Below are 12,503 nucleotides of genomic sequence, written 5' to 3'. Positions count from 1 at the left end.
ATTTTGTTTAATTTTTAAAATTAAATGATGGCTAGATTTGGTAAAAAATAATGGAATTAAAATAATAAGAGTATCATAAAAATAAATAAAATTTTTGAAGGTTTTACATGTTTTTGGTTTGACACTATATCTAGTGCTATTAGTGGTTATCAGATCTGGCGTATCATTTGTAGTATGTGATGTTTTTAATAAGTTTTTTACTTGTTAAAAATATGTTAATTTAAAATTTTTTTTTGGTTATTGTATTATTTTTACTGCTTAATCATAAAATTTTTAAAAATGAAAAAATTATTATTTTTTTTTGTTACTGCCTTGCTGATTTCTTGCAGTCAAGATCAAGTTGATTCAGCTGCCCAGTCAAGCGACCCGTCATCATCAGTTTTGGAGGGTAAATTATTATCGTTTAAAGATGATAAATCTTTCATCAATGAGTATTCACAATTATCTGAATTGAAATCAGGTGAAGAAAGAATAAGTTGGATTTCAAAAAAAGGTCATGTAGGTTTTTTGAATTCTAACTCTGATATATTGGAAGATGTATTGGATGAAAATCGTATAATTTATTCAGATGCACTAAAGGCAATTGTTAATGTAGAGTCAAAAGTTAAAATAGGGGGAAAAGTACTTTGGTTACATGGGTTAAATTTATATGAATTAAAAACAGAGGATGAAAATAAGACTACATCTGAATTATTAATTTTAGAAAAAAATTTAAGTATTTATGGTAGCGTATTTAATGCTAATAAGTTAAAAGATGTCCCTAAAATAACCAGTAGACTTACTATTCCTAATATAAATGGACGCTCATTTACTTATTCTAAATCCGCCAATGATAAAAATTATTATATGGTAGTCTATAATGAAACAATAGCACTTAATGGCAATTCAACTTCAAAAATGTATTTAAAAGCTTATATGACTTACAGATCTTGCTCATTTTGGAGATGCACCAATAAGGATGATAATACTACTGGTAGATATTTATATTTTAATGTGAATTTTGTACAGCCATGGGTCTCTGTAGTTAGTAGTGGTTATACTTATGCAGGTAGTGGTGTGCAAACTATTTTATTGGCAAATTTAATGAGCGGCCCTTTTCAAAGTAATGATTTTAACATGGATGGGAATGTTAGAATGATGGTTTCAAATGGTTTTGATTGGACTCAGACGTTTTAAGATTTCGTAAAATATATTACCTTAATCGTTTCACGAAATAGAAATGTGAGTTTTGCATGGTAATAAGGTCATTGATATAATAAGGAAAGCCGTTAACTTTATAGTTAACGGCTTTATTTATGATGTAAACAAATAGAATTATTTTCGAGCAATAACTCTTTCAACAGCTGCAACAATTGCTTCGTTGTTTAATTTGTATTTGTCCATTAATTGAGCAGGAGTACCTGATTCTCCAAAACTATCATTAACAGCAACAAACTCTTGTGGAGCTGGCTGGTTTAAGGCTAATACTCTTGATACGCTTTCGCCAAGACCTCCTAGTATGTTGTGCTCTTCGGCAGTAACGATACATTTAGTTTTAGCTAACGATTTTAAAATTGCTTCTTCGTCAAGTGGTTTGATCGTGTGGATATTGATAACCTCAGCAGAGATTCCTTTTGCTTCTAGCGCTTCGGCAGCAATTAATGCTTCCCAAACTAAGTGTCCTGTAGCAACAATAGTCACATCTGTACCTTCACTAAGTAAAATTGCTTTCCCAATTACGAAAGGTTCATCTGCAGGCATAAAGTTAGGTACAACTGGACGTCCAAAACGCAAGTAAGCTGGCCCTTGGTGATCAGCAAGCGCTAACGTAGCTGCTTTAGTTTGATTGTAATCACAAGTATTGATTACAGTCATTCCAGGAAGCATTTTCATTAACCCAATGTCTTCAAGAATTTGGTGTGTTGCTCCATCCTCTCCTAATGTTAATCCAGCATGTGAAGCACAGATTTTTACATTTTTATCAGAGTAAGCTACTGATTGACGAATTTGGTCGTAAACTCTTCCTGTAGAGAAGTTAGCAAAAGTACCAGTGAAAGGAATTTTACCTCCAATAGTTAAACCAGCAGCAATTCCAATCATGTTTGCTTCAGCAATTCCAATTTGGAAAAAACGTTCTGGGTGATTTTTTTTGAAATCATCAAATTTTAATGATCCAATTAAATCCGCACAAAGGGCAACAACATTTTCGTTTTTTTGACCTAATTCAGTCATTCCCGCTCCAAAACCTGAACGCGTATCTTTACTTCCTGTATTTGTATATTTTTTCATTTTTTTAAATTCAAAGATTTAAAAATTTAATAATTGAAAGATTTTGAGTGGTAATTCAAAATTTACAATTCAAAATTTAAAATTATTTAGTAATCACCTAAAGTTTCTGGGTTTTGAGTCAATGCATTTTCTAGTTGTGCATCATTTGGTGCTTTACCATGCCAAGCATGAGTGTGCATCATATAATCAACTCCGTGCCCCATTTCTGTATGTAATAATACACAAACTGGTTTTCCTTTTCCTGTTCTAGATTTTGCTTCGTTCATACCTGCAATAATCGCTTCAATGTTGTTACCTTCTGTTATTTCAAGAACGTCCCAGTCAAAAGCTTCAAATTTAGCTTTGATGCTTCCCATTGGTAGAACCTCATCAGTAGAACCATCAATTTGCTTTCCGTTAAGGTCAATAGTAGCAATAAGATTGTCTACTTTTTTAGCAGACGCATACATAATTGCTTCCCAGTTTTGTCCTTCTTGTAATTCACCATCACCGTGAAGTGTGTAAATTAAATGGTTGTCATTGTTTAATTTTTTTGCTTGAGCAGCACCAATACCTACTGACATACCTTGACCAAGTGAACCTGATGCAATTCTTACTCCTGGTAAATGGTCATGAGTTGTAGGGTGTCCTTGCAATCTCGAGTTGATTAAACGAAATGTAGCTAATTCAGCAACTGGAAAATAACCAGAACGTGCTAATACGCTATAGAATACTGGAGAGATATGTCCGTTTGAAAGGAAGAATAAATCTTCTCCTATTCCGTCCATATCAAACCCTTCTTTGCGTTCCATAAGGTTTTGGTATAAAGCTACTAGAAATTCAGTACAGCCAAGTGAACCTCCAGGATGTCCTGAGTTTACGGCATGTACCATTCGAAGAATGTCTCTTCTTACTTGGATAGTTAAATCGTTTAATTGTTGTGTGTTAGGCTTCATTTTGTGTGTAAAAGTTAAACTATTGCAAATGTAATTTTTATTTTGGCGTAAGACAAATGATTTTGGATTTTGTTGTGATGCTAATTTAAGGTTTACTTTGAGCTATCTAGACGAGTAAATACCACAATTTCTACAATTTAACAGTTGTTTTTTAACGCTACTCTTTTTAAATCTTGGACGAATTATTATCTTGCAAGAATGTATCAACAATTAGAAAAAAGCATCGGAGAAAAAGTATCTTTAACAGCGGCAGAATTTGAGTTATGCAAGACTTTTTTTATTCCAAAAAAACTCCGTAAAAAACAAACTTTATTACTCGAAGGTGACGTTTGCTCTTACAATGCTTTTATCGAAAAAGGCGTACTGCGTTCCTATACCACGGACGAAAAAGGAAACGAGCAAGTCATTCAATTTGCATTTGAAGGATGGTGGATTAGCGATTTATCTAGTTTCTTACTAGGAAGTAATTCAACTTATACGATTGAAGCCATTGAAGATTCTGAACTTTTATTGTTAACCTATAGCGCTCGAGAAGAGTTGATGATTCAGTTGCCTGTTTTTGAACGTTATCAGAGAATTTTGTTACAAAACGCATTTATAGCATTACAAACTAGAATTAATGCTGCTTTAAATGCTTCGGCTGAGGAAAAATACATAAAGCTAACCGTTTCCTATCCTGATGTCATTGCTCGTGTACCACAGCACATGATCGCTTCTTACCTTGGGTTAACCCCAGAAACACTGAGCCGAGTGCGAAAACAAATTAATCTTCGCAAATAAAGATTACTCAAAATACTTGATTTAGATCAATGCTATTTCTTATTATACCTCAAGTATAGTAAGCGTGCTCTTGTTGTAGTTTTGCATTATTAAAATCAAAAAAATGCAAAACATAAAAACAATTGCCGTAATAGGCGCGTCAGATAAAAGAAATTTTGCGGTTCTAAACGAACTTGCTGCCCGCTACCAAATGTTATTATTTGATAATAATGAGAAAGCACTTTTAGAGATTCATCAAGCACTCTTAGCTCAAAATCGCTACGCTAAAATCGAGAAAATGGCATGCGCAACTAATGCAAGTTGGGAAGCTGATATTATTATTCTTTCGGGTTTTTGTATTAATGATTCTAATGTAGTGCAAAAAATAAAAAAAGTTGCTACAGCTAAAACAATCATTATTATGGAAAATGACGATGAATTTACTAAGTCAATCAACCATCAGGTGAGTTTTGATCTTATTTTTCCTCATTCTAGAATTGTTGAAGCAATCAATATTAATAGTGATGATGATAATGAAAACGAATTTTTATTAGAAGGACATGATTCTTATGCCTTAGACACTGTTTCGCATATTTTTGAAAATATAGGTTTTACAACCTACGTTTCGCAAATAAATTAAAAAATATAAAACATACCACGATGAGTAAAATTACATTATTACAACCGTATACTTTCAAGGCTACAAAATACAACAACCGTATGGCTATGGCCCCAATGACAAGAAGCCGTGCAGGAAACGAAGGTAACTTGGCTACAGCAGAAATGGCGATCTACTATGCTGATCGTGCTGCTGCAGGTTTATTGATTACCGAAGGAACTGTAGTGAGTAAAAAAGCGGTTGGTTTTATTAATGTTCCCGGAATTTATAGTAAAGAACAAACAGAAAACTGGAAACAGGTTACGCATGCAGTTCATGATAAAGGCGGAAAGATTTTTGTACAATTATGGCATACAGGAAGGTTATCACACCCTGAACTACATAACGGAGAATTGCCTCACGCACCATCAGCAATTAATCCTGAAGCTAAAGCCTATGTTGCAAGTGGTTTTATTGATACCGTTACTCCAAAAGAAATGACTGTGGGTGAAATTAAAGCAACAATTATCGATTTTAAAAACAGTGCTAAAAATGCTGTAGAAGCTGGTTTTGACGGAATAGAATTGCATGCTGCCAATGGGTATTTATTTCATCAATTTTTTAACGGATGTTCTAATGCGCGTACTGATGAATATGGTGGAAGTATTGAAAACAAAGCCCGTATTTTATTCGAAACTTTAGATGCTTTAAAAGACGTTATCAATTATTCTAGAGTAGGTGTGCGTTTAAATCCGTCAATGCATGGAGTTCAAGGAATGACAGTAGATAAAGACACTATTGACACACATGAATATATTGTGAATAGGTTAAATGACTATGGCTTAGCTTATGTTCACTTAACGGAACCTTTTACTGATGTAAGTGAAGTTCCTTATGCAGTAACTGAAATAGCAAAACATTTTAGACCTATTTATAAAGGGTTGTTAATGATCAACAAAGGATTTACTAAAGAAACAGGGAATAAAATTATTGAAGATGGTTATGCTGATATGGTTGCTTACGGAGTGCCTTTTATTGCAAATCCTGATTTAGTAGCTCGTTTTGAAAAAAATGCGCCTTTAAATACGCCTGATCCAAGTACTTTTTACACTTTTACAGAAAAAGGGTATAATGACTACCCAAAAATGGAGGCCTAATAATTAAAATTTAATTTGTGAATGAGATTTATTTTTAAAACGATTGCTAGTGATGCAATGCAGTACTCGTTTGAATGTTTAAATCTCATTAAGTATAAAAAAAAGCCCCAAATTAAATGGGGCTTTTTATTTTTTAGACTAAAAAATTATAGTTTATTTTGTAAGCTACTCCAGCCTCCGCCATTGTAGACAGTAGTATAGCCGTTTGTTTTTAAAATACTTTTAGCCGATGCGCTTCGCATTCCTGATGCGCAACAGGTAATAATTGTAGCGTCTTTTTTTAATTTTGATAAATGTTTACTTAGTTCGTTAAGTGGTAAGTTAATGGCTCCTTTTACATGACCTTGTTTATATTCTGCAGGGGAACGAACATCTACTATCACTGCGCCTTGCTTTACTAATTCACTAAAATTTACCGCAGGACCAATTCCGAATATTTTTTTTAAGAATGCTATCATTTATTCTGTTGCTTGAGATTTGTAATAATTAACGTCTAACCAGGAGCCTCCGTTGTAACATTCTATTCCGTTTTGAGAAAGAAAGTGCTGTGCTTGTCCGCTTCTGTTTCCTGAAGCGCAACATAAAACTAAAGGTGTTTTAAGTTCTTTAATTTCTTCAAGTCGCTCTGGTAGTTCGTTCAATGCAATGTTTATTGCATCAGGAACACTACCGCCCATAAATTCAGCATGCGAGCGAACATCTACAATTGTTCCTAAATTTTGTTTTATGATTTCTTCTAGTTTCATAGTTATAATTTTAATGTTATTTTTGCTTAAAGCGAAATGGACGTATTTTATACCAATACGATCATTGGTTTCATTAGGTACAAAAGTAAAGTATCAAAAAAGGTTTCACAGTAACATTTGTTACACAACTATAAAAATGGTGCTTTTTAGATTATAAAAATTCTGAATGTTTATTTTATTTCTTCTAGCAGTTTAATAATTTTGTCTAATTTTTCGATTTCAATACTATTCAATTTTGCTGATAGTGCTTCAATTTCTAATTTTGCATCAATATTTGTTTGGTAATCTGCTTGCGCTTGTACGCGGTCTCTTTCGTTTTGTCTGTTTTGAGACATCATAATTATAGGCGCTGCATAAGCTGCTTGTGTTGAAAAAAGTAAATTCAATAAAATAAAAGGATACACATCCCAGTGCTGTACAAAGGCAACTAAATTAAGTCCCATCCAGAAAAAAACTAAGATGGTTTGTATGATTATAAATTTCCAAGATCCCATTCCTTTCGCTACGGAATCAGCTATTCGGCTTCCGTAGTCTAAATTATCATGGTGTTTTTGATGCCAGTTTTTCCCTTTTAACATGATGTTGTTTTTTATGTGATAATACCACAAATGTAATCATTAACAACAATGATAATATACTCGCATTTAAAGTTCCTAAATCCAAGCCCCCTTTTGCAATTGGCTTGGTTAAAAAATCACCAAAAGTTGCACCAAAAGGTCTTGTGAAAATGAAAGCAATCCAAAAAAGAACTACTTGATTGATCTTAGTTGTATAATGCAATAAGGTAACAATAACGATCATTGTGGCAGTTACAAAAGCACCGTTTAGATAGCTCAATCCCAAGTTGTCACTTAGATAATCGCCAAAAGCAGTTCCTAAACTATTCGAGAAAAGAATGGCAATCCAATAGTAGCCTTCTTTATTTTTATCTAAAATGGGGTAAACAATGAGGTTTTTATATTTTGTATACCAAAGCAATAACGTAATCAGCAAACCACTTAATAATAATAAGGTACCTAATGTATACCCTAGTTTAAGCGTGCGATCTATATAGTCAGAAATTTCAGTGCCTAAAGTAGTTGTGGCAATAATTACTAACCAGAAATAGGTAGGGATGTACTTTTTTGTGTTCAATTGCATCGTCAATACGACTAGAAAAAAGGCGATTGTTATGAGTAATGCTACGGTGTATCCTAAATTTAAGGTTTGCGCAATATAATCACCTAAAGTTTCGCCTAGTGTAGTTGCTACGATTTTCATTAACCAAAATAACAAGGTTACTTTAGCTACTTTGTTTATTTTTTCCATTGATAATAGGAGTTTTGAATTTATTATCTAAAAAAGAATGTGTTCAAAATATACCTATCAAATGTAGTGGAAACAGTAATACAGTAAATTAAAGTTTGATTAAGATGTTGTTTTTATCATTCATCTATATATTATTACCATTCATCGGTATTAAAAAGGGAGCTGAGCGATTTCATTATAATTGAACTCAAGTCTTACTGTATCTTTGTTGTATAGTTAGCAATAAGGGATATAAAAATAAGGTATTTATTGTAATTGGTTATTATGTTAAGTTTTAAAAAAGGTCAGTAAAATAAGTGTATCTGTAAATGCAATATCTTGAGATAAGGCTAAATCGTTTAGCAACACTTTGAAAAAATACAGAACTGACAAATTGTTTTCATTATTTTGATTTTGTTTGTTAATTAGTACAAAGATTAATTTTCCCTTAATTAATCATAAACAACAGTCTTAACTTTATTGTTAAGGCTGTTTTTTTAGTTATTGACTTATTTTATTAATCAATGTTTGTAAAATATCCTGTCCTTCAGCCCAGTTTTTCAATTTTGATGCGGTGTTTAAATGCCCTTTTGTACCTACATTTACAAAATCACTTCCCCATTTTTGAGCTAAATCCATTGCTTTTTCAACAGCAATATAGGGATCGTTATCCGTTGTAACCACTACAGATGCGTACGGTAAAATAGCCACAGGAATAGGAGCAAAATTCCATGTTTCTTCAGGTGTATGCGCTTCTGAATCTACATCGGCTGGAGCTACGAGCATCGCACCAATCACTTTTTTATTATAGTTCTTCGCCGTCCAGTGATTTACTAAAATAGTTCCTAGGCTATGCGCAACAATAATAATATTACCATCTATAGCTGCAATTTTAGATTCTAAAGCAATGAGCCAATGTTGAAGCTGGGGTTTGTTCCATTCGTTTTGAATTAATTTCTCTGAATTTTCAATTTGGTTTAACCAATAGCTTTGCCAATGTTCTGCTCCAGAATCTCCTAATCCAGGCACAATTAAGATTGTATATTTCATAAAAGGATTTTTAAAGTAAGTAATAGTATTACAAAACTAAGCAATAAGATGCGCAGTTGAAACAGTTGTTAATACTTATATAATTTTAAAGCGCATATTTATTGGTCTGTTTGATAATTGATATATTTGATAAAAAAATGCGTTACACAATAGCTTCACTAATTATAATGAGCACTCTTTTCCTAGGAGGTTGCAGCTCAAAAAAAATAAAAGACACCACTTATTTAACGACTTCAATCGCTAAAGAAACTAGTTTGCCTAAATTAAATATTTTTGTTCCAAAGAATATTAAAGAGGACGCAGCTGTTCTAATTTTTGTTCATGGCGGAAACTGGAATAGCGGCAATAAAGACACCTATAATCTTCTAGGAAGAAATTTTGCTAAAAAAGGTGTGATTACCGTAATTCCTGATTATACTTTGAGTCCAGCAGTAAGTTATGACGAAATGACCAAGGAAGTTGCTGCAGCAATCAAATGGACACAAAAAAATATTAGCCAGTATAAAGGAAATCCAAAGCAACTCTTTATTACGGGACATTCTGCAGGAGGACATCTTGCCGCACTTGCAGTAATGAATCCTAAATACGGAATCGATCCTAAATCGATCTCTGGAATTATTTTGAACGATGCAGCAGGACTAGATATGAAAAATTATCTAGAGGAAAACCCACCAACAGTAAAAGAAGATTATTTGGCTACTTGGACTAATAGTCCTGAAAACTGGAAAGACGCTTCGCCTATTTATTTTTTAGATAAAAACACACCGCCTTTTTTAATCTACTTAGGTGATAAAACTTATTCTTCAATAATTACAGCTAACAATCGTTTTTTAGAAGCATTAAAACCATTGCAACCTGAGGTTAATTTAATTCATTTAAATAAAAAACACGTTCCTATGGTTACGCAGTATTTCTGGCCTTGTAGTAATAGATTTGATGAGGTAATTAACTTTATTGATAAAAATAAAAAGTAGATTTATAAGGAATCGTTGCTATCGTTTCACTTTAATAGTAACGGTTCTTGGTTTTTTCTTGCTACTATCATATACTTTTTTACCACCTACATAAGTCATTAAAACGCTTAGGTCTTTTATTTTTACAGGATCTATTTTAGTTAAGTCACCATTGATGATTACAAAGTCGGCTAATTTTCCAGGTTCTAAAGTCCCTTTTACTTTTTCGTCAAATGATGCGTATGCTGCATCTTTGGTATAGGCATTTAGTGCTTGTTCTACTGTGATTTTTTGTTCTGGAATCCATCCATTTGGATTTTTGCCATCTAATGTTCTTCGGGTAACAGCAGCATAAATACCTAATAAAGGAGATGTAGGTGCAACAGGCCAGTCGCTACCAAAAACCACTTTAGTTTTTGCATCTAGCAAAGATTTAAAAGCATAAGTCGTTTTAATTCTTTCAGGTCCTATTAACTTTTCTGCCCATCTACCATCGTCAATTGCGTGGTAAGGTTGTACGCTAGCAATTATTCCTAATTCAGCAAACTTGCGCATGTCTTCAGGAGCAATATGTTGGGCGTGCTCTACTCTAAGTCTACGGTCTTTTTTACCGTTTTTAGTAATTAAATCTTCATAAATAGTTAGAATAGTATGTATGGCATGATCGCCAATAGCATGTACAGTTATGTTTAGATTTGCTTTATCAGCACTAAAAATCCATTCCGACAATTTCTTTTGATCTGTAATCAAGAAGCCTTTGTCATTAGCTTTATCAGTATAATCAGCATTAAAAGCAGCAGTATGAGAGCCTAAAGTACCATCAACAAAACCTTTAAGAAGTCCTCTTTTTAACCATTTGTCATTTTGCAAATCAGTGTCGGCAATTTCAATCCATTTATTTAACGGTCTGGCACCATAGATGCGTAAAGTTAAATCATGTTTTTTTTCTTGTTTTTTTGCCGTTTTATAACTCGATAAACTATCTAAATCGTGTACTGATGTTACACCGTTTGCTGCAAAATACACCATGGCAGCTTTCAAAGCATTTGTTTTTTGTAGCTGTGTTAATTCAGGTATTTTATCCTGCATCAATAGCATGGCATTTCCTTTTAATATTCCAGTAGGATTCCCATTTTTGTCTCTTACAATTTCTCCTTCGGGTACGTCACGAGTGTTTTTATCAATTCCGGCGTATTTCAATGCAGCCGAATTTGCCAATAGCATGTGCCCATCAAGGCGGTAAACAACAACGGGGTTATCAAGAGTATATTTATCGATCCATTCTTTTACAGGAAGTGCACCTCCCCATAAAGTGTGATCCCAGTTTCCTTCTAGAATCCATTCTCCAGGAGCTAGTTTTTCAGTGAAATCAGCAATACGTTTTGTAAATTCGGCAGGAGTTTTAGCATCTCTCAACATGACACTTAATAAACTATTTCCTCCTTGTAATAAATGTACGTGCGAATCAATAAATCCAGGAGTTATAAAATTTCCTCGGGCATCAACCATTTTAGTTTTTTTACCTCTAAGTTCATTCATTTCCTGATTTGTACCTAAAGCTAAAACAGCATCACCAGAAATAGCCATGGCTTGCACTTCCTTTTGATTAGGATTTCCAGTCCATATAACGGCATTAGTAATAATTAAGTCGGCTTTTTTAGTTTTTTCTTTACAGGAAGATAACAGTAATAATAAGGTTAAAAATGGAAATAGTAGAAAAGTTTTATTAATTTTAAAATGCATATATCTTGTTTTTTATTAGCTTGGTTTGGTCGTGTTAATTTGTTGTCTCTATGGGAGTTTTATTCTAACTTTAGCTATAAATAAAATACAGCTATTTGCTTTTGCAAAAGCACATTAGGATAACTTAATGAGCTACAAATTTAAGTCCAATAATCGAGCTAATTAGGGTAGTTAAGAAAAATAATCGCCAAAAAGTGATTGGATCCTTAAAAAAGAAGATTCCTACGAGTACCGTTCCTACAGCACCAACTCCCGTCCATACTACATACGCCGTACCAAGAGGCAAGGCTTGTGTTGCTTTTATTAACAAGGTCATACTCATTATTAGAGCGACTAAAAATCCAAAATACCACAAGTTAGATTCGGTTCCAGAAGTTTCTTTAGCTTTACCAAGACAAAATGCAAAGCCAACTTCAAACAAGCCCGCAATAATTAAAATAATCCAGTTCATAATTTCATCCTTTTTTACAAAGGTAGCGCACTTTTTTTAGTATTGAATTTTATTACTAGCACAATTTTTTCTATTTTAATTCTTCTGTAGCAGTTTCTATAGTATGTTTCACAAATTGGTTTGCTTCAAAATTAAGACTTAATAGAAACCTCAAATAGGAAATAGTATTTTGTAAATGCTAAAATGAAAATTTCCATTTTGGTATACCTATATAGAAAAGGAGGAAAGCATTTCTAAAAAGTTAGACAGACCTTTGCACTATGAAATGAGCAACAACGAATTTTAGTTATAAAACCAATGAAGATAAGCGAATGGCTTATTCCTAAAAAAAATAGATCAAATCTTAGCCTGTTTTTACTTTTTTTCCAAGAATAATTTATCCTAATGTTTGGGCTTGTATAGTTTCTTTATTTTCTGGAATTATAAATCAGTAGAGTAGTAAAGGTGTTTCTTGTCAACTTTTATTCTTTTTAAACTTGATATTAAATACAAAGAGCTAAGGAGTACTGCTTTAATATGAAAATCCGATCAGTATAAGCAAATCGGATTTATTTTA

At 33.0% G+C, this 12,503-nt stretch carries 14 protein-coding genes; 5 read left to right on the top strand and 9 right to left on the bottom strand.

Annotation, left to right across the window (positions count from 1 at the left end; all coding sequences use genetic code 11):
* The first annotated feature begins 279 nt into the window (after positions 1-279).
* A complete protein-coding gene (locus ACVEGE_RS02400) occupies positions 280-1,176 on the top strand; it encodes a hypothetical protein (protein WP_192501652.1) in 897 nt (298 codons plus the stop codon).
* Between the two features lie 138 nt (positions 1,177-1,314).
* On the opposite strand, the gene ACVEGE_RS02395 is transcribed toward ACVEGE_RS02400, so the two are convergent.
* Together ACVEGE_RS02395 and ACVEGE_RS02390 are read right to left on the bottom strand one after the other, a co-directional pair.
* Positions 1,315-2,268, bottom strand: a complete 954-nt coding sequence (locus ACVEGE_RS02395) for a transketolase family protein (RefSeq protein ID WP_173852939.1) — start codon at positions 2,266-2,268, stop codon at positions 1,315-1,317.
* Between the two features lie 86 nt (positions 2,269-2,354).
* On the bottom strand, positions 2,355-3,203 hold the full coding sequence (locus ACVEGE_RS02390) for a transketolase (RefSeq protein ID WP_173856281.1): 849 nt from the start codon (positions 3,201-3,203) through the stop codon (positions 2,355-2,357).
* Positions 3,204-3,401: 198 nt separating this feature from the next.
* Here ACVEGE_RS02390 and ACVEGE_RS02385 point away from each other — a divergent pair, with 198 nt between their 5' ends.
* The 3 genes from ACVEGE_RS02385 (at position 3,402) to ACVEGE_RS02375 (ending at position 5,717) form a co-directional block, all read left to right on the top strand.
* Positions 3,402-3,983 carry a Crp/Fnr family transcriptional regulator gene (locus tag ACVEGE_RS02385; RefSeq protein WP_173852941.1) on the top strand — a complete coding sequence of 194 codons (582 nt, stop codon included), beginning with the start codon at positions 3,402-3,404 and terminating at the stop codon, positions 3,981-3,983.
* 103 nt (positions 3,984-4,086) lie between these two features.
* Entirely contained in the window at positions 4,087-4,602 is a 516-nt protein-coding gene (locus ACVEGE_RS02380) for a hypothetical protein (RefSeq protein WP_173852942.1), read from the top strand.
* Between the two features lie 20 nt (positions 4,603-4,622).
* Positions 4,623-5,717 (top strand): alkene reductase, encoded by a 1,095-nt coding sequence (locus ACVEGE_RS02375; RefSeq protein ID WP_192501653.1) that lies wholly within the window; start codon positions 4,623-4,625, stop codon positions 5,715-5,717.
* 146 nt (positions 5,718-5,863) lie between these two features.
* Here the strand turns inward: ACVEGE_RS02375 and ACVEGE_RS02370 are convergent, their stop codons facing one another.
* The 5 genes from ACVEGE_RS02370 to ACVEGE_RS02350 all read right to left on the bottom strand — a co-directional run bounded on the left by ACVEGE_RS02370 (position 5,864) and on the right by ACVEGE_RS02350 (position 8,800).
* Positions 5,864-6,175 (bottom strand): rhodanese-like domain-containing protein, encoded by a 312-nt coding sequence (locus tag ACVEGE_RS02370; protein WP_173852944.1) that lies wholly within the window; start codon positions 6,173-6,175, stop codon positions 5,864-5,866.
* Positions 6,176-6,463 (bottom strand): rhodanese-like domain-containing protein, encoded by a 288-nt coding sequence (locus ACVEGE_RS02365; RefSeq protein ID WP_192501654.1) that lies wholly within the window; start codon positions 6,461-6,463, stop codon positions 6,176-6,178.
* Positions 6,464-6,633: 170 nt separating this feature from the next.
* Complete coding sequence (locus ACVEGE_RS02360; RefSeq protein WP_192501655.1) at positions 6,634-7,041, bottom strand: DUF1003 domain-containing protein; 408 nt, start codon at positions 7,039-7,041, stop codon at positions 6,634-6,636.
* The gene (locus tag ACVEGE_RS02355) at positions 7,004-7,771 is read right to left on the bottom strand and encodes a COG4705 family protein (protein ID WP_173856285.1); all 768 of its coding nucleotides are present in this window, start codon (positions 7,769-7,771) and stop codon (positions 7,004-7,006) included. Before ACVEGE_RS02355 ends, ACVEGE_RS02360 begins: the two co-directional genes overlap by 38 nt.
* Positions 7,772-8,251: 480 nt before the next feature.
* Positions 8,252-8,800, bottom strand: a complete 549-nt coding sequence (locus ACVEGE_RS02350; RefSeq protein WP_192501656.1) for an RBBP9/YdeN family alpha/beta hydrolase — start codon at positions 8,798-8,800, stop codon at positions 8,252-8,254.
* Between the two features lie 137 nt (positions 8,801-8,937).
* On the opposite strand from ACVEGE_RS02350, the gene ACVEGE_RS02345 reads away from it, so the two are divergent.
* Positions 8,938-9,774 carry an alpha/beta hydrolase gene (locus ACVEGE_RS02345; RefSeq protein WP_173852949.1) on the top strand — a complete coding sequence of 279 codons (837 nt, stop codon included), beginning with the start codon at positions 8,938-8,940 and terminating at the stop codon, positions 9,772-9,774.
* An 18-nt stretch (positions 9,775-9,792) separates the two neighbouring features.
* Here the strand turns inward: ACVEGE_RS02345 and ACVEGE_RS02340 are convergent, their stop codons facing one another.
* Both ACVEGE_RS02340 and ACVEGE_RS02335 read right to left on the bottom strand, forming a co-directional pair.
* Positions 9,793-11,496 carry an amidohydrolase gene (locus tag ACVEGE_RS02340; RefSeq protein ID WP_192501657.1) on the bottom strand — a complete coding sequence of 568 codons (1,704 nt, stop codon included), beginning with the start codon at positions 11,494-11,496 and terminating at the stop codon, positions 9,793-9,795.
* A gap of 124 nt (positions 11,497-11,620) precedes the next feature.
* Entirely contained in the window at positions 11,621-11,947 is a 327-nt protein-coding gene (locus tag ACVEGE_RS02335) for a DMT family transporter (protein WP_173852951.1), read from the bottom strand.
* Positions 11,948-12,503 lie beyond the last annotated feature (556 nt).

This window comes from Flavobacterium sp. PL002 (assembly GCF_054165825.1).
This window is presented reverse-complemented; position numbering and strand designations above follow the sequence as displayed.

What these genes read in the sequence shown, in the direction of transcription:
- ACVEGE_RS02360 (WP_192501655.1), bottom strand. Translation starts at nt 7,041, where the DNA reads ATGTTAAAAGGGAAAAACTGGCATCAAAAACACCATGATAATTTAGAC.
- ACVEGE_RS02370 (WP_173852944.1), bottom strand. Translation starts at nt 6,175, where the DNA reads ATGATAGCATTCTTAAAAAAAATATTCGGAATTGGTCCTGCGGTAAAT.
- ACVEGE_RS02350 (WP_192501656.1), bottom strand. Translation starts at nt 8,800, where the DNA reads ATGAAATATACAATCTTAATTGTGCCTGGATTAGGAGATTCTGGAGCA.
- ACVEGE_RS02385 (WP_173852941.1), top strand. Translation starts at nt 3,402, where the DNA reads ATGTATCAACAATTAGAAAAAAGCATCGGAGAAAAAGTATCTTTAACA.
- ACVEGE_RS02395 (WP_173852939.1), bottom strand. Translation starts at nt 2,268, where the DNA reads ATGAAAAAATATACAAATACAGGAAGTAAAGATACGCGTTCAGGTTTT.
- ACVEGE_RS02335 (WP_173852951.1), bottom strand. Translation starts at nt 11,947, where the DNA reads ATGAACTGGATTATTTTAATTATTGCGGGCTTGTTTGAAGTTGGCTTT.
- ACVEGE_RS02375 (WP_192501653.1), top strand. Translation starts at nt 4,623, where the DNA reads ATGAGTAAAATTACATTATTACAACCGTATACTTTCAAGGCTACAAAA.
- ACVEGE_RS02390 (WP_173856281.1), bottom strand. Translation starts at nt 3,203, where the DNA reads ATGAAGCCTAACACACAACAATTAAACGATTTAACTATCCAAGTAAGA.
- ACVEGE_RS02365 (WP_192501654.1), bottom strand. Translation starts at nt 6,463, where the DNA reads ATGAAACTAGAAGAAATCATAAAACAAAATTTAGGAACAATTGTAGAT.
- ACVEGE_RS02400 (WP_192501652.1), top strand. Translation starts at nt 280, where the DNA reads ATGAAAAAATTATTATTTTTTTTTGTTACTGCCTTGCTGATTTCTTGC.
- ACVEGE_RS02340 (WP_192501657.1), bottom strand. Translation starts at nt 11,496, where the DNA reads ATGCATTTTAAAATTAATAAAACTTTTCTACTATTTCCATTTTTAACC.
- ACVEGE_RS02345 (WP_173852949.1), top strand. Translation starts at nt 8,938, where the DNA reads ATGCGTTACACAATAGCTTCACTAATTATAATGAGCACTCTTTTCCTA.
- ACVEGE_RS02380 (WP_173852942.1), top strand. Translation starts at nt 4,087, where the DNA reads ATGCAAAACATAAAAACAATTGCCGTAATAGGCGCGTCAGATAAAAGA.
- ACVEGE_RS02355 (WP_173856285.1), bottom strand. Translation starts at nt 7,771, where the DNA reads ATGGAAAAAATAAACAAAGTAGCTAAAGTAACCTTGTTATTTTGGTTA.